This is a genomic window from Parvimonas oralis (assembly GCF_047608425.1).
GTDB lineage: Bacteria > Bacillota > Clostridia > Tissierellales > Peptoniphilaceae > Parvimonas.
In genome coordinates this window covers 65,983-81,317 of sequence record NZ_JBLKRS010000003.1, presented here as the reverse complement: position 1 = coordinate 81,317, position 15,335 = coordinate 65,983, and the positions used below count along the sequence as shown (strand labels likewise).

The 15,335-nt window shown below is 27.3% G+C and carries 21 protein-coding genes and 1 other annotated feature (1 of these 22 running past the window's edge); of the genes, 4 read left to right on the top strand and 17 right to left on the bottom strand.

Features of this window, described 5'->3' with window-relative positions; all coding sequences use genetic code 11:
* The first annotated feature begins 26 nt into the window (after positions 1-26).
* On the top strand, positions 27-914 hold the full coding sequence (locus ACMX2D_RS04945; RefSeq protein ID WP_414972947.1) for a linear amide C-N hydrolase: 888 nt from the start codon (positions 27-29) through the stop codon (positions 912-914).
* A 51-nt stretch (positions 915-965) separates the two neighbouring features.
* Here the strand turns inward: ACMX2D_RS04945 and ACMX2D_RS04940 are convergent, their stop codons facing one another.
* The 3 genes from ACMX2D_RS04940 to ACMX2D_RS04930 form a co-directional block, all read right to left on the bottom strand.
* Positions 966-1,580 carry a DUF4230 domain-containing protein gene (locus ACMX2D_RS04940; RefSeq protein WP_414972945.1) on the bottom strand — a complete coding sequence of 205 codons (615 nt, stop codon included), beginning with the start codon at positions 1,578-1,580 and terminating at the stop codon, positions 966-968.
* Positions 1,581-1,684: 104 nt separating this feature from the next.
* Positions 1,685-2,608: a DNA-binding protein WhiA gene (whiA, locus tag ACMX2D_RS04935; RefSeq protein WP_414972943.1), complete on the bottom strand. Its 924-nt coding sequence runs from the start codon at positions 2,606-2,608 to the stop codon at positions 1,685-1,687.
* Positions 2,608-3,021 carry an NUDIX hydrolase gene (locus ACMX2D_RS04930; RefSeq protein WP_324003525.1) on the bottom strand — a complete coding sequence of 138 codons (414 nt, stop codon included), beginning with the start codon at positions 3,019-3,021 and terminating at the stop codon, positions 2,608-2,610. Before ACMX2D_RS04930 ends, whiA begins: the two co-directional genes overlap by 1 nt.
* 230 nt (positions 3,022-3,251) lie before the next feature.
* On the opposite strand from ACMX2D_RS04930, the gene ychF reads away from it, so the two are divergent.
* The gene (ychF, locus tag ACMX2D_RS04925) at positions 3,252-4,346 is read left to right on the top strand and encodes a redox-regulated ATPase YchF (protein WP_414972941.1); all 1,095 of its coding nucleotides are present in this window, start codon (positions 3,252-3,254) and stop codon (positions 4,344-4,346) included.
* A gap of 65 nt (positions 4,347-4,411) precedes the next feature.
* Here ychF and ACMX2D_RS04920 read toward each other — a convergent pair whose 3' ends face one another.
* Genes ACMX2D_RS04920 through ACMX2D_RS04905 form a run of 4 tightly spaced genes read right to left on the bottom strand, consistent with a single transcriptional unit; the run spans position 4,412 to position 7,958 of the window.
* Positions 4,412-5,479 carry an ABC transporter substrate-binding protein gene (locus ACMX2D_RS04920; protein WP_414972939.1) on the bottom strand — a complete coding sequence of 356 codons (1,068 nt, stop codon included), beginning with the start codon at positions 5,477-5,479 and terminating at the stop codon, positions 4,412-4,414.
* A complete protein-coding gene (locus ACMX2D_RS04915; protein ID WP_414972937.1) occupies positions 5,476-6,177 on the bottom strand; it encodes a methyltransferase domain-containing protein in 702 nt (233 codons plus the stop codon). The genes ACMX2D_RS04920 and ACMX2D_RS04915 overlap by 4 nt, the downstream gene beginning before the upstream one ends.
* On the bottom strand, positions 6,164-6,955 hold the full coding sequence (locus ACMX2D_RS04910; protein ID WP_414972936.1) for an ABC transporter ATP-binding protein: 792 nt from the start codon (positions 6,953-6,955) through the stop codon (positions 6,164-6,166). Before ACMX2D_RS04910 ends, ACMX2D_RS04915 begins: the two co-directional genes overlap by 14 nt.
* Complete coding sequence (locus ACMX2D_RS04905; RefSeq protein ID WP_414972934.1) at positions 6,942-7,958, bottom strand: FecCD family ABC transporter permease; 1,017 nt, start codon at positions 7,956-7,958, stop codon at positions 6,942-6,944. The genes ACMX2D_RS04910 and ACMX2D_RS04905 overlap by 14 nt, the downstream gene beginning before the upstream one ends.
* A gap of 231 nt (positions 7,959-8,189) precedes the next feature.
* Here ACMX2D_RS04905 and ACMX2D_RS04900 point away from each other — a divergent pair, with 231 nt between their 5' ends.
* Positions 8,190-8,390, top strand: a complete 201-nt coding sequence (locus ACMX2D_RS04900) for a hypothetical protein (protein WP_269752357.1) — start codon at positions 8,190-8,192, stop codon at positions 8,388-8,390.
* 39 nt (positions 8,391-8,429) lie between these two features.
* The gene (locus ACMX2D_RS04895; RefSeq protein WP_118058568.1) at positions 8,430-8,630 is read left to right on the top strand and encodes a hypothetical protein; all 201 of its coding nucleotides are present in this window, start codon (positions 8,430-8,432) and stop codon (positions 8,628-8,630) included.
* Between the two features lie 114 nt (positions 8,631-8,744).
* On the opposite strand, the gene ACMX2D_RS04890 is transcribed toward ACMX2D_RS04895, so the two are convergent.
* From ACMX2D_RS04890 to rplU, 10 genes are all read right to left on the bottom strand, one after another.
* Entirely contained in the window at positions 8,745-9,635 is an 891-nt protein-coding gene (locus tag ACMX2D_RS04890) for a M15 family metallopeptidase (protein ID WP_414972933.1), read from the bottom strand.
* 72 nt (positions 9,636-9,707) lie between these two features.
* Positions 9,708-9,887 carry a 50S ribosomal protein L32 gene (gene rpmF, locus ACMX2D_RS04885; RefSeq protein WP_009448574.1) on the bottom strand — a complete coding sequence of 60 codons (180 nt, stop codon included), beginning with the start codon at positions 9,885-9,887 and terminating at the stop codon, positions 9,708-9,710.
* Between the two features lie 91 nt (positions 9,888-9,978).
* Positions 9,979-11,166, bottom strand: a complete 1,188-nt coding sequence (locus tag ACMX2D_RS04880) for an acetate kinase (protein ID WP_269752359.1) — start codon at positions 11,164-11,166, stop codon at positions 9,979-9,981.
* Between the two features lie 110 nt (positions 11,167-11,276).
* Positions 11,277-11,828, bottom strand: coding sequence for a DUF2812 domain-containing protein (locus ACMX2D_RS04875; protein WP_414972931.1), 552 nt, complete (start codon positions 11,826-11,828; stop codon positions 11,277-11,279).
* Positions 11,812-12,150: a PadR family transcriptional regulator gene (locus ACMX2D_RS04870; RefSeq protein WP_414972930.1), complete on the bottom strand. Its 339-nt coding sequence runs from the start codon at positions 12,148-12,150 to the stop codon at positions 11,812-11,814. The genes ACMX2D_RS04875 and ACMX2D_RS04870 overlap by 17 nt, the downstream gene beginning before the upstream one ends.
* Positions 12,151-12,331: 181 nt before the next feature.
* Positions 12,332-12,928, bottom strand: a complete 597-nt coding sequence (gene plsY / locus ACMX2D_RS04865) for a glycerol-3-phosphate 1-O-acyltransferase PlsY (protein WP_029949267.1) — start codon at positions 12,926-12,928, stop codon at positions 12,332-12,334.
* A complete protein-coding gene (gene der, locus ACMX2D_RS04860) occupies positions 12,921-14,246 on the bottom strand; it encodes a ribosome biogenesis GTPase Der (protein WP_414972928.1) in 1,326 nt (441 codons plus the stop codon). Before der ends, plsY begins: the two co-directional genes overlap by 8 nt.
* 81 nt (positions 14,247-14,327) lie before the next feature.
* The gene (rpmA, locus tag ACMX2D_RS04855) at positions 14,328-14,606 is read right to left on the bottom strand and encodes a 50S ribosomal protein L27 (RefSeq protein ID WP_004832215.1); all 279 of its coding nucleotides are present in this window, start codon (positions 14,604-14,606) and stop codon (positions 14,328-14,330) included.
* Positions 14,607-14,609: 3 nt separating this feature from the next.
* Positions 14,610-14,948, bottom strand: a complete 339-nt coding sequence (locus tag ACMX2D_RS04850; protein ID WP_414972926.1) for a ribosomal-processing cysteine protease Prp — start codon at positions 14,946-14,948, stop codon at positions 14,610-14,612.
* The gene (rplU, locus tag ACMX2D_RS04845; protein ID WP_103647005.1) at positions 14,948-15,259 is read right to left on the bottom strand and encodes a 50S ribosomal protein L21; all 312 of its coding nucleotides are present in this window, start codon (positions 15,257-15,259) and stop codon (positions 14,948-14,950) included. The genes ACMX2D_RS04850 and rplU overlap by 1 nt, the downstream gene beginning before the upstream one ends.
* Positions 15,260-15,269: 10 nt before the next feature.
* Positions 15,270-15,335: a sequence feature (ribosomal protein L21 leader region), on the bottom strand; it runs 3 nt beyond the window's last position.

The window sequence follows — 15,335 nt, the reverse complement described above, 5'->3', positions numbered from 1 at the left end:
GTTATAATACTTTAAGAGGTGATTTTATGTGCACAACTTTTTCTATTTTTAGAAATGGAGAAACACTACTTGGAAGAACTATGGATTTAAGAGCGTATCACAAATATGAATTTAAGTTCTTTCCTAAAAATTTTAACTATGAAGAAGATGTTTTTGGAAACAAATTATATACTAAATACAAAATTATGGGTGCAACTTTTAGATATTATGACCATTTAATTGACGGAATAAACGAAAAAGGTCTTTTAGGCTGTACCAACTCCTTTAGAAATGCAATAAATTTCAAAAGCGAGCCTATGAATTCAAAATTAAATTTAACATCTACAAAACTTTTAAATGTATTTTTAACAAATTGTGAAACCCTTGAAGATATAAAAAATTTGGCTCCGAATATATACATTGTAGAAAAATCTCTTGTTGATGAAAATAACTACTCAAGACATTATCATTATATGTTTACAGACAAAAATAATAAGAGTTTAATTGTAGAAATTGAAAATGGAAATTTAAAAGTTTACGAAAATGAATACAATATAATGACTAACAGTCCAAGTTTTACAAAGCATATCAGAAATTTAAAAAAATATTTAGAAAAAAGAGAATTAAAGGGAAATATTTTCACTCCTACAAAAAGATTTATAAGAGCATACATAGAGTTGGAAAATTTAAAAGATAAAAATTTTTCGAAAAGTAACGAAAATATTCTATTTAGTTCTTTAAAAAAATTTACAATTAATAAAACAGACTTGGAAAATCTTCCAGAAGATTCACAAAATATAACCCTTTACTATTCCGTATCAAATGCAAAAACTTTAAAATATTATTTCAAATATACAAATTTAGAAAATATAAATTCTTTTTCATTTGACGACTTCAAAGAGGAAAATAGTAAAACAACAGTTCAATTTATTTAATGAAAAAATGACTTTACAAAATGTAAAGTCATTTTAAATTTATTTAAAATTTTATTCAAATACTATTTTATAATTTTCTTTTATTTCCTTTGTAGTATTTAGGAGATCTGTAATAACTTTCTTTGCAACCTCATTTGACTGTTCAAAAACTCCGCTTTCTCTTGCATTAGCTTCTGCATTTTCCTTACCATTTTGAGTGAACTCTGCATAGTCACCAACTTTAACCGGATTAAAAATAGAATTTTTTTCATCATAAACTTTTATGGATTTCATATCCAACTCATTTGATAATATTTTGGATTCAGGCAAAGTAACTTTTATAGTTTTATTAGCATTATCAACCTCAACCTTAGTTTCAGACAAATCTATTCCAATTTTCAAAACACCTGTATAAGTTACTATAAAACTGGATTTTGTAAATGGTAACTTAATATTAAATAATGTATTCCAATCTTCTCTACTAGCTAATTCTTTGTACTTATACTGAATAGTAGCTAATTCTTTCAATTCTTTAACCTGTACTCCTATAGTTTCATTAGTTATTTTAGCTTTCCCATTATCTGTTCTGAACCAAAAATAAGTTCCTCCTCCAACTATTATAATCAATAGTAAAACCATTGGCATAGAAACAGCTTTTTTTGAAAAATTCTTCAAAGTATTTTTCATTTTAATAATCCTCCTAAATAAATATAATAACGTAACCATTATATATATATATATATATAGGATGTCAAGTATTTTTTTATTCCATAATTAAAAAAGCGAATAAATTATACTTTATTCGCCATATCCATTATTTTTTTGAATCTATGATTTACTCCAGACTTACTGATTTTTAAAATCTCTGCCAATTCCTTTAATGAATAGGTTGGATTTTTTAATCTCAATTCGCAAAGTTCAAGTAAATTTTTATCTATATTTTTTTTACCATATCTCTTATAAAGTTTGTTTATTGCATCAATTTGAGCAAAAGCGGTATTTAAAGTTTTATCCAGATTTGCAGTTTCACAATTTGTAAGTCTATTGGTATTATTCTTTATTTCCTTTATCATCTTGGTTTCTTCAAACTTAAACAAACTATTTACAGTTTCAACAAGTGAAAGAAAATCTGAAATCATCTCGCTGTCTTTTATATATACGATATATTGACCTTTTTTTTCAAGACTTTTTGCCTTTATTCCAAATACCCTCAAATATTTTATAACAAGTTTTGCCAATTCTTCAGAATTCAAAGTGAATTCCAAATGGTAACTTTTGTCCGGATTGGCTATTGAACCCGCTCCCAAAAAAATTCCACATAAAAAGTTTTTAATAAAATTTTTACTTTTTGTTGAATCTTCATATAAATCATCTTTTGGAAAAAGACTATCCAAATCAGAGAAAAAAGTATCTCCTAAAAATCTTCTCGAAATTTCTTCATCTTCTATTACAATTTTATATACATTATTCTTTCTTAAATTTGAAATCTTGGAAACTATGATTTTCCCATCATAAGAATATAAAAATTTAAAAAGTTTAAAAATTCTTCTTATAATTGAATTATTTGTAGTTTCAAAACGAATTATAAAAGCAAAATTACTGAAAACTATTGTTCCATTAGTTCTTATGAAAGCAGAAAGCTCAGAAATAGCAGACTCCCTTTCTACTATTTCTCTTCTTGAAAGTTCATTTTTTAAATCAGTTGAAAAAGCCATTATCTTCTCTTTCTCTTTTCATAAAAATAATTTGCACTCTTTAACATATTTCTTTCAGCATCATGCTTTACTAATTTCATAGCCTTATCATACGGTAAAAATATTGCTTCTACAAAGCCTTCCTCTCTCTGTGGAATTAAATTCAAATCTTCAGGCTCCATATAAAAATAATGAACTGTTTTTTTCACCTTTTCACCGTCATTATGTTGATAATCATATTTTACAAATCCCAAATACTTTATAATTCTGGCTTTTATTCCGGATTCTTCTTGAACTTCTCTAATAGCGGCAATCTCTTTAGTTTCATTATTTTCAAGTCTTCCTTTCGGTAAAACCCATTCATTGCTAAATTTCTTTAACAACAGAAATTCACCATTATGAATTACAACTCCACCGGCACTAACTTCTAGCATAATCCCTCCTATTGTCTTTTCACTTATCTTCCTAATATTATAACACGAATTTAATGTACATTCAATTTATATAGTCAAAGTAATTAATTCAAGTTAAATTATATTTTATTCCCGAAAAATATAAACAATTATGCAATAGAACTGTATTATATTTGATTATCTAAGAAGAATTATGATATAATATGTCTTGTGTATTTTAGATTAAAAAGATTGTCAAAAGGAGATTATAAATGAAATTAGGAATAGTTGGACTACCAAATGTTGGTAAAAGTACATTATTTAATGCAATTACAAAAGCGGGAGCTGAATCTGCAAATTATCCTTTCTGTACTATAGATCCTAATGTAGGACTTGTAAATGTACCCGATGAAAGATTAAATAAATTGACAGAACTTTACAATTCAAAAAGAACAATACCTGCAGTTATAGAATTTTATGATATTGCAGGACTTGTAAAAGGAGCAAGTAAAGGCGAAGGTCTTGGAAATAAATTCTTATCTCATATCAGAGAAGTTGATGCGATAGTTGAAGTTATAAGATGTTTTGAAGATGAAAATATTGTCCATGTAGACGGAGAAGTTAATCCTCTAAGAGATGTTGAAACTATCAACTTGGAACTTATATTATCAGATCTTGAACTAGTTGAAAAAAGATTAGAAAAAGCCAGAAAGTCCTTAAAGGGTAATAAGAGTTTCCAAGAAGAAGTTGACCTTTTGGAAAAAATATTACCTGTTTTGGAAGAAGGAAAATCTATAAGAACTTTAAATTTTGATGATAACGAAAAAGCAATTTTGAAAAACTTTTCTCTTCTTAGTGTAAAGCCTATAATTTATGTTGCAAATGTAAATGAAGACGATATGCTTGACGATGGAAAAAGTAATGAATATGTAAAAGTATTAGATGATTTTGCAAAAAAAGAAAATTCAGGTATTGTAGTTATTAGTGCTCAAATAGAAAAAGAAATTTCCGAACTTGAAGAAGATGAACAAATTGAATTTTTAAATGATTTAGGTATATCTGAAAGCGGAGTTTCAAAATTAATTAAAGAAAGCTACAATCTTTTAGGACTTATGAGCTTTTTAACAGCAGGACCGGAAGAAACAAGAGCTTGGACTATTAAAATAGGAACAAGTGCAGTAAATGCCGCGGGAAAAATACATTCAGATATTCAAAGGGGATTTATAAGAGCTGAAATTGTAAATTATGATGATCTAATTTCTCTAGGAAGCATGGTTGCCGCAAGAGAAAAAGGTCTTGTAAGACTTGAAGGAAAAGAATATATTATGCAAGATGGAGATGTAGTTTACTTTAGATTTAATGTTTAAAAGTTAATTAAGACTAAAAAGACTGCGCAATTAAAAACACAGTCTTTTTTGTGAAATAATAAATATTATTTTCCTAAAATACTTTTTACTTCTTCGTCTTTTAACTCATAGTTATAAAATAATTTATAAAATTCTTTTACTTCTTTTTCCATATCATATTTATAAATATCCGGATATACTAAATTACCAAGCCATTTCATTCCAATTACTCTATTAACTGCAGGTGGTCTTCCGAAGAAGTTATATGGTCCACTAGGAGCATAGAAAACTTTATTTTCCTTTACAGCTTTTAAAGTTTTAAAAGTTTCTTCTCCTTTAATTTGTTCAGCTAATTCTTTTGATTCAAAAACTAAGAAATCAGGATTTGCTTCTGATAATTTTTCAAAAGGAATTTCGTTTCCTGAACCACCTTGGACTTTTTCTACAGTAATTGCATTTTGAGCTCCGATAAATTCAATAATATCAGCGTGAATAGATCCTTTTGCATTTGCAAATAATCCTGTTTTTCCACCACCATAGTAAACTTTTTTAACATCTTTTATCTTTGCCTTATTTTCTTCAATTTCCTTATATGTCTTTTTAATATATTCTGAAAGCTCTTTTCCTCTTTCTTTATTTCCTAAAACTTCAGCAAGTCTATCAAAAGCTTCCGGTAATTTATCTAAAGATAATTCTATAAAGACTACAGGAATCTTTAATTGCTCTTGTAATTTGTTTAAGTCTTCTTCAATTCCTTTTTTCTTTTCACCCATATCAATTATTACATCAGGTTTAGCATTAATAACAGCCTCCATATTAAGATTTGCTTTCTTTCCATAGAACGCTCCAAATTCAGGCAAATTTTTCAACTCATCAGATATATACTTTTCTGTACTCTTTGAAAATTTTGATGCTACACCAACTAATTTATTCGGTTCAAAAATATGCAACATAACTTGTGCAGGATTTCCTGATGGAGCAACTCTTGTAATGTTTTGTTTTAAAGTAACTTCTCTTCCCAAGTCATCTTTAAAAACTCTAGTTTCGTTCTTTGTCTCTGTTTGTTCATTTTTCTTTTCAGCAGGTTTCGAACAAGCTGTAAAAAGAAGTCCGAAAGTTAAACAAAGAGCTAAAATTCTCTTAAATTTTTTCATATTTCCTCCTTCTCCACCACTACAATGGCTGTATTTTTTGGTTTACAATAATATTTTTTAAAAATTTCCCCATTGTAATTGTAATCTATATCTTTTACATTAGATATCAAATTAATTCCTTTTTCGCCATACCATTTATTTAAGTACTTAATAACTTCTTTATCATCTTTTAACGGTTGACCAAATTCAAAAGTTTGTCTGTAAATTTTATAGGGAATTTTTCTATCATCTAAAAACTTACAAATATCTTGAATAGTATTTTTATTCGGATTATGAACAATACTTTTTTCAACATCATTTCGTATTATTATCATCCTTTTAGTAAATAAGTTAAAAAAATTGTAAAAATAATCTTCAATATTTCCAAAATGAGAAAATAAAATATTGTCTTTTTTACCAATTTTTTCTATAAGTTCTCCGTCATAACAATTAGAACAAATTGTATTGAAATTTTTAATTTTATTTTTTGAAATATTTTTTTCCAAAAGTTCTAAAACTTGCTCATCATAATCTACTCCGATTATATCACTGAAATAATCAGATAATTTCATAGGTAAAATACCTAATCCACAACCGAAGTCAATAAGGCTTTCTCCTTTTGGAATGATTTTTTTGATTTCTAAAGTCATATTATCATGGTATTTAGTATATTCTGAAGCAACTAAATACCATTTTATTCTATCTTCATTCCAAAACATAATCGCGTCTAACCTCCTTATAATCAGGAATACAGAATTTTCCACTTTCAGTTTCAATTAAATTTATCGGAACATTATATAGTTTTTCTAAAGTTTCCTTATTTAAAATAGAAATATCTCCAAATTGACTTTCCTTATTTTTCTTAACTATCAACACCTTATCTGCATAAGTTAAAGCATGATTAGGATTATGAGTAGTTATTAAAAATCCAATATTTTTTTTCTTCAATGAATTACAAATTTCCATTATCTTAAGCTGATTTCCATAATCCAAATTTGCTACCGGCTCATCCATAAAAATATAGTTATTAGCTTGTAACAATGCTCTTGCAATTAAAACAAGCTGTCTTTCTCCTCCGCTGATTTGTCTATAGTTTTTATCTTTTAAATAAGAAATCCCTAAAGTTTGTAAAATTTCAACTGATTTTTTATAATCTTCCTTAGTTGTTTTATAGAAAAATCCGTCTTTTTTAGAATAATTTCCCATTAAAATAACATCAATAACTTTATAGTCAAATGCAGGAAAATGAATTTGTGGAATATATGAAATAAATCTTGAAAGTTTTTTACTTTTCAACAATTTTAAATTATTATCATCAATCAATACATTTCCATTTTTTATAGGAATAAGTTTTAAAAGTGCTTTTAAAAGAGTTGATTTTCCTGCACCATTCTCCCCTAAAACGCAGATTATCTCTCCTTTGTTCAAAGAAAATTTAATATCCTTTAATATTTCATTTTTCCCATAAAAAACATTTAAATTCTTAACCTCTATCATAATCTCTACCTTTTTTATAAATCAAATACAAGAATATCGGTGCTCCAATAAAAGAAGTAATTATTCCTATTGGAATTTCAGATGTAGTAATATTTCTACATAAAATATCCACAACAAGTAAAAAACTCGCTCCTAAAAGTCCGGATGCAGGAATCACAAATCTATAATCGTCTCCGAAAATAAGTCTTGAAAAATGTGGTATTACAAGTCCAATCCAGCCTATTATACCAGTAACTGCAACACTTGAAGCAGTCATTAATGTTGCAAAAAATATTATAATAAATCTAATTTTTTCAGTATTAAGTCCGAGTGTTTTTGCCTCTTCTTCTCCCATTGTAAAAATATTTATTTCTATTTTATATAAATTGGAAACTATAAGACCAATTACAATAGGAAAAAATATAAATTTAAAATCAATCATTTTTACAGAAGCAAAAGAGCCCATAAGCCAATATGTTATGCTTGGAAGTTGATTTTCCGTATCTGCAACGAGTTTCACAAAAGATATTAAGGAAGAAAACAAACTTCCTATCATCATCCCCGTTAAAATAAGTCCTAAAATTCTATCACTTCTAAAAATTTTACTTAAATTATAAGTAATAAAAACTGAGATCACACCCAAACTAAAGGATAAAAGTGTTATTTCAAAAAAATTAAAATACATAAGTATTCCAAAAGCACTTCCAAATGCCGCCGCTTGAGTTGTGCCTAAAATATCAGGACTTACCATAGGGTTTTTCAAAAGTCCCTGATACAATGCTCCACTTGTAGAAACTCCCGCTCCTACCAATATAGCACAGAGTACACGTGGTACTCTTATATTCCAAATCACCGTACTTGCAGGTGAATTATCAATTATTCCATAAAAAATTCTATTTGTTATTACTTTTATTACATCAAAAAACTTAATTGGATATCTTCCAATACTAAATGAAAAAATAAAAGCTAAAACTAAAAAACTAACTAAGAATAAAAATTTTATCCTTACTTTTTTATCTATCATATCTATCTTCTCCAAAAAATATAACGTTATATAGATTATAAATTATCAAAGTTAAAAAGTCAATTAAATTATTGTTTATTAATAGAAAAATTCAATATTCAATTAAACAATTAATATTCGCAAGATATTATAGTTTATAACGAACTTTTTCACAGAAAAACTTGACAGTTATAAATATATAAGATATGCTTACTTTAGAAATATATTGTGCAAAAACTAGGAGGTTCTGTTATGACATCAAAAGAATTATATCTTAGAATATTATTTACTATTCTAATAATCCAAAGTGTATATGTTCATAAGAAATATGTTGTACCGACTTTAAAAAATAATGGGACTTATGAAGGATATAAATGGTATTTAAGAATCGGGTTAACAGTTGTTGTTTTGATTGTAGTTTATATGGCGTACATTTTATTTATCGCTCGATAAACTCTTATAAAAAATATATGAAAATTAGGAGGTTCTGTTATGACATCAAGAGAATGGTTTCTTTTTGTATTATCTTGGCTTATGATTTTTTATATACAAATCCTTTATAAAAAATTTGTAATACCTAGTATAGAAAAAGAAAAAAATATATCACTTAAAAAATTTGTAATATATAGTAGAATTGTATATTTTGTAATTGTTGTAGGATTACTTTATTTTATGATATTTTTTAGGTATTAATCTAAAAAAATAATTTCAAAATTGATATATAAATAGCATAAAAAAAGGCAATGTTTTCGTAACATTGCCTTTTTCTCACATAAAAATTAAATACATTTTAGAAATATCTCCATATTAGTTATTCAATCTTAAAAATTCTTCTAATGTAAGCTTATTTTTTAAAATTTTATTTGCATTTTCAACTCCAACATAGCGAAAATGCCAAGGTTCAAATCTATAATTGGTTTTATCTTCTTGATTTTCAGGATAACGAAGAATAAAGCCATACTTATGAGCATTTTTCATAAGCCACTTAAATTCTTCAGTGTTCTTAAATTCTTCAGTCAGATTTTTTTCCTCATCTTTACCAATTATATCCAAACTTTGTCCTATCTGTGATTCATTATGTCCTGCAATAGTGTACATTGCATAAACCACATCTCTATCAGACTTTGGAGCATTTTTATGAAACTCTTTTTGTTCTTCATAACTTATAAAACCTTTATATAAATCTAAAGTTATTTTTTCTCTATTTGCATCAACCTTCATTAATTCAAATTGCTTCTCAACAAATTTATCCATTTGTGGATTAAAATCACTTGGTAATTCATATTCAGTATTTACTAAAAGAATACCTTTAATAACTTTGAATTTTTTATCCTTAGATACATTTTCTATTTTTTTACTTTCTATATAATAAAATTTTTCATTAAATTTAATTTTACTAATACCATCTTTATATCCATAAACTTCCAGATATTTTCCCTTTTCGACATTTCCATTTTCTTTTAGAAGATCAGAATTATCATAAATAGGTGTTTTTTCTAAAGTTTTTGCATAATTAGTTAAAAAATCTGAAAAATCGGTAATCTCCGATGAAGTTATATTTTCAAAATTATAAGGCATATTTTTTTCTGTTTCCAATTTTTTGTTTTTATTTTTAAAATAAAAAAAGATTAATGAAGCAAAAATTAATACAAAAATAGATAATAAAACAACGAATTTTCTACTTTTTGTTTTTTTCAAAATTATCCCCTCTAATTTATATTATCATATAATTAAAGGGATTTAGAAAACTAAATCCCTTTAAACTACTTTTTATTCAACATCTAATACTTTTCTTCCTTTATACATTCCTGTGTCAGGATTAACTCTGTGAGGTACAACCAATTCATTAGTTTCAGGATCTCTAACTAGAGCCACTTTAGGTAGTCTATATGAAGATGCTCTTCTTTTATCTCTTTTTGCTTTTGAAGTTTTTCTCTTAGGTACTGCCATTATAACACCTCCTCTGAATTCTTATAACATATACCTCCGTCTTAAACGGATAACAGAAGTATTATACTACAAAAAATTTAATTTGTCAACATTATTTTACTAAATTCATAGTATCTCTTGCAATCATTAATTCTTCATTTGTAGGAACAACTAAAACTTTTACTCTTGAGTTATCAGCTGAAATAACAGCTTCTTCTCTTGTATCATTTTTAGCATCATCAATAATGATTCCATATTCTTCCATATTTTCTAATATTAATTTACGCATTGAAGCTGAATTTTCTCCAATACCACCGGCAAATGAAATAGCATCTACGTGACCTAATTCAGCCATAAATCCACCAACATATCTTCTTACTCTTGTAATAAACATATCTAAAGCAAGTTGTGCTCTTTCATTTCCTTTTTCAGCAGCTTCTTCTAAATCTCTAAAGTCTGAACTTAATCCAGAAACTCCAAGAACTCCGGATTTTTTATTTAAAATTTGATTCATTTCGTCAGCTGAATATCCCTTTTCATTCATTAAGAATGTCATAACTGTAGGATCTAAATCTCCACTTCTTGTTCCCATTACAAGTCCTTCTAACGGTGTTAGTCCCATTGTTGTATCATAACATTCTCCGTTTTTAATTGCAGCAATTGATGAACCGTTTCCTAAGTGAACAGTTATAATATTTAGATTTTTCTTATCTGTATTTAACAATTCAGCAGTTCTTAAAGTTACATATCTGTGACTTGTTCCGTGGAAACCGAACTTTCTAAGTCTGTAATCTTCATAATATTCATAAGGAATCGCATACATAAATGTTCTTGCAGGCATTGTTTGATGGAATGCTGTATCGAATACTGCAACATTTTGTTTTCCCGGTACTAGGCTTTCACAAGCTTCAATTCCCATTAAGTTTGCAGGATTATGTAATGGTCCAAATTTAATAAATTCTCTAACTTTTGCTTTTACATTTTCATCAATAATAGTTGATGCTGTTAATTTATCTCCGCCGTGAAGTACTCTATGTCCAATTGCATTAACTTCATCCAAGCTCTTAACAACTCCATATTTTTCGTGAACTAGAGCATCAAAAACATGTTTGATAGCTGCTGTATGGTCTTTCATCGCTTCTTCAACAACTAACTTTTCATTTCCAACCTTGTGAGTTAATTTTGAACCTTCAATACCAATTCTTTCAACTAATCCTTTACATAATACACTTTCATCAGTCATATCAAATAATTGATATTTTAAAGATGAACTTCCACAGTTAATAACTAAAATTTTCATTAATTTCCTCCTAATTTTTAAAAAAGCATATTTTACATACACAAATATTTTACTATTTTGCTCTCAATAAGTCAATACAATTTTTTATTATTCTCTACAACCAAGAGCTATTATTCTTCGAAAATATCAACTTTTTCCTTTTTAATAGTGTTTTTTCTTTGCTTAAGAATTCCCATGATAAAAAACACTATTCCACAAATTACAAAACATGATCCAAAAATCGCAGTTATCCAAAATGGTGCATTTTTTTCTTTAATATATTTTAACATTGAAATTAGTAACATAATTCCAAAAGCAAATTGTGAAACTCCAATAGAAATAAACATTGAAAATTTTTTTCTAACTTGCTTATTAATCTCGTTACTATCTGTATATAATTCCAATGGTCCATTAGCTTTATTTTTTCTCATATATACCCTTCCAGCATATTCTGCAAGGATAGTAATTCCACTTTGTTCTAAAAAATTAAGATACTCTTTTTTCTTATTTCCACGATAGTTTGGAATATCAATTTTATATTGATACTTAGCGGGTGAAACATCTTCAAACTCATAATTTCCATTGCTATATCCTATTAACATAAGTCCACTTTCACCTTGTTCATTTAACCATTCTTCTTCTTTACAAATATCCAAAAAAGTCTTTTTAACTGTTGTTTTCATTGATTTTCTCCTTTAATGTTTTTGAATTTTTTAATAATTCTTCTAAACGAATTAATTCCAACTCGAAATATTTTTTTCCTGTATCTGTAATAATATATTCTATTTTTCTATCTTGTGGATTATTATCCAACTGTCTAATCCAACTCTTTTTTTGTAATGTATCTAATGCACCATATAGAGTTCCTGCTCCTAGATTAACACGATTGTTTGTCATCTCTGCAATGTCTTTCATTAAAGCGTATCCATGTGCAGGATTATGAAGACGAAGTAAAATATAAAAAACAGATTCTGTCAAAGCTCCACTGTTTGTTTGTCTTCCCATTATTTCCTCCTTTATATTACGTTTTATGATATATCGTAATTAGAGTATATCATAAAACGTAATATTTGTCAACACTTTAATTAAAAAAATTTATTTTGCACAATAATAGTAAAATCAATGCTTATAGAATGTTTTTACAATTTAAAAGCAGAAAATCTTTCGACTTTCTGCTTTTTTTAAATTATTTTTTTATTTTAATTTTATTTTCATTGCCATTTATGAGTCTTACAATATTACTCTTATGTCTATATATACTTAAACTTGCTAAAAGAAAAAATGTTGATAAAACGTAAAAATTTCTATATACAAAAAATATATATGATATTGGTAAAACTAAAGTTGTTGTAAGCATTGATGCCAACGAAATGTATTTACTAAGTATAACTATCGTTACAAATATTAAAATCGCTACAATTGCAATTTTATAGTCCAAAAACATTATAAAGCCGAAAGATGATGCAATCCCCTTTCCACCTTTAAAATTTAAAAATACAGGCCAATTATGTCCTAAAACTACAAATATACCGGCTAATAACACGCCATTTAATCCCAAGAGCTTCATTCCAATAAAACAAGCTAAAATTGATTTTAAAACATCAATAATAAATGTTAAAACTCCTGCCTTTAGTCCAAAAACTCTCAATGCATTTGTAGTCCCTGCATTTTTACTTCCATAATCTCTTATATCTTTATTAAACAATAGTTTTCCAAAAATCATACCACCTGAAATATTACCTAAAAGATATGCAATAGCTATGCAAATGATAAATTTAAACATTTTCTTCTCCTCTTGCTCTAAGTTCAAAAACTATAGGAGAAGAAGTAAAAGAAAAATTCTTTCTTATTTGATTTTCTAAATATCTCAAATAAGAAAAATGCATCAACTCCACTTTATTAACAAATATTACAAATTTCGGTGGTCTTACTGAAACTTGACTTGCATAGAAAATTTTAAGTCTTTGTCCTTTATCAGTAGGTGGTGAATTATGAACAACTGCATCATTTATAATATCATTTAAAATTCCTGTTGAAATTCTAGTACTATAATTTTCATCTGCAATTTTGATTGCCTCAAACAATTTATCAATTCTTTGTCCTGTTTTAACTGAAATAAAAACAAGTTGAGCATAAGGAACAAAACTTAATTTAGTTCTTATATCATCTTCAAAAGCCTTATATGTCTTATTATCTTTAACAATCAAATCCCATTTATTAACCGCAATAATTAAAGCTTTATTTTGCTCTTTAGCAAATCCTATAACTTTTGTATCCTGTTCAATAACTCCTTCTGTTGCATCAATTAAAAGAATTGCAATATCTGATCTTTCAACTGCATTTAAAGTTCTTACAACACTATATCTTTCCAAATTTTCAGTTATATTCTTTTTTCTTCTAAGCCCTGCAGTATCAGTGAAAATATAAGTTTTTCCATCTATTTCAACTCTTGAATCAATAGAATCTCTAGTAGTTCCAGCAATATCAGAAACAATCATTCTTTCTTCTCCAAGAATTCTATTCATTAAAGAGCTCTTACCTACATTAGGTTTACCAATCAATGCAATTTTTGTTACTTCATCCTCTTCGCCCGTATATTTGTTTTCAGGAAACTCTTTAATTATTTCATCAAGTAAATCCCCAAGTCCGAAACCTTGAGTTGCAGAAATAATATTTAATTTTTCATAACCAAGCTCATAAAATTCATAAACTTCCATAGGCGTTTTATGAGTGTCTATTTTATTTACGGCTAGTATAATAGGTTTCTTAGTTCTCCTTAGATAGTTTGAAATTTCTCTATCTTCATCCATTAAACCATTTCTTCCATCAACTACAAATAAAATTACATCTGCATTTTCCATTGCAACATCAGCTTGAGCTTTAATCTTTTGTAAAATTATATCATCACTATTAGGCTCTAAACCTCCTGTATCACAAAGTATAAAATGTTTATTTTGCCATTCTGCATCTTGATATAATCTATCTCTTGTAACACCCGGAGTATCTTCAGTAATAGCTATTCTTTTATTTATAAGTTTATTAAAAAGTGTTGACTTGCCAACATTTGGTCGTCCAACTACACAAACTAAAGGTCTTTCCATAAATTCACCTCCATCTTCTTAATATATATTTTAACATATTTTGTTATTTAAAAAAATAAGCTCCTCTAAGGGAGCTCATTATTATACTGGATAAATAGAAACTTGTTTTTTATCTCTACCTTTTCTTTCAAATCTTACAACACCAGAAACTTTAGCAAAAAGTGTATCATCTCCACCCTTACCAACATTTACTCCTGGGTGTATTTTTGTTCCACGTTGTCTAACTAAAATATTTCCTGCAAGAACGAATTGTCCATCCCCTCTTTTAGTACCTAATCTTTTAGCTCTACTATCACGACCGTTCTTAGTACTACCTAAACCTTTTTTACTAGAAAAAAGTTGTAAATTAATTTTTAACATACTCTACACCTCCTTATAATAAATCTCAATATATTTATTATATACTTCTTTCAATGATATAATGCCAACTTCAAAAGTTTTTATTATCGTTTGAATATCTCTAATTTTAGTTTCATCAAATTTTTCAATATCTATCATCATCTTTAAATATCCGTCTCTTACTTCCAAATTCAAATCTTTAGAATCTATGGAACAAATCTTTTCAATAGAATTAGGTGTATTCATAGATAAAATAGATAGTGATGCACAGAGAATATCATTCTCTTCACTAAAATCAGCATGTCCATCCATTTCAAATCCATAATATAAATCTTTTTTCTTAAAAATATAAATATTAGTCATTAAAATGCAATACTTTCAATCTTAACTTTTGTAAATGGTTGACGATGTCCTTTTTTCTTTCTATAATTTTTCTTAGCTTTGAACTTGAAAATTATAACTTTCTTTCCTCTTCCATGTCTTTCAACAGTTCCTTCTACCTTAGCTCCTTCAACTACTGGAGAACCAACTTTAATATCTCCATCTTTAGAAACTAAAAGAACTTTATCAAAAGATACTTTAGAACCTTCTTCAACATTTAATTTTTCAACAAAAATGCTTTGTCCTTCTTCAACTTGGTATTGTTTACCACCAGTTTCAATTATTGCGTACATAGTGCACCTCCTCATTCTTAAGACTCGCCGAATTAGGTGCTATGCTTCAAAAACCTAATCCGTGCGGTAACACAAC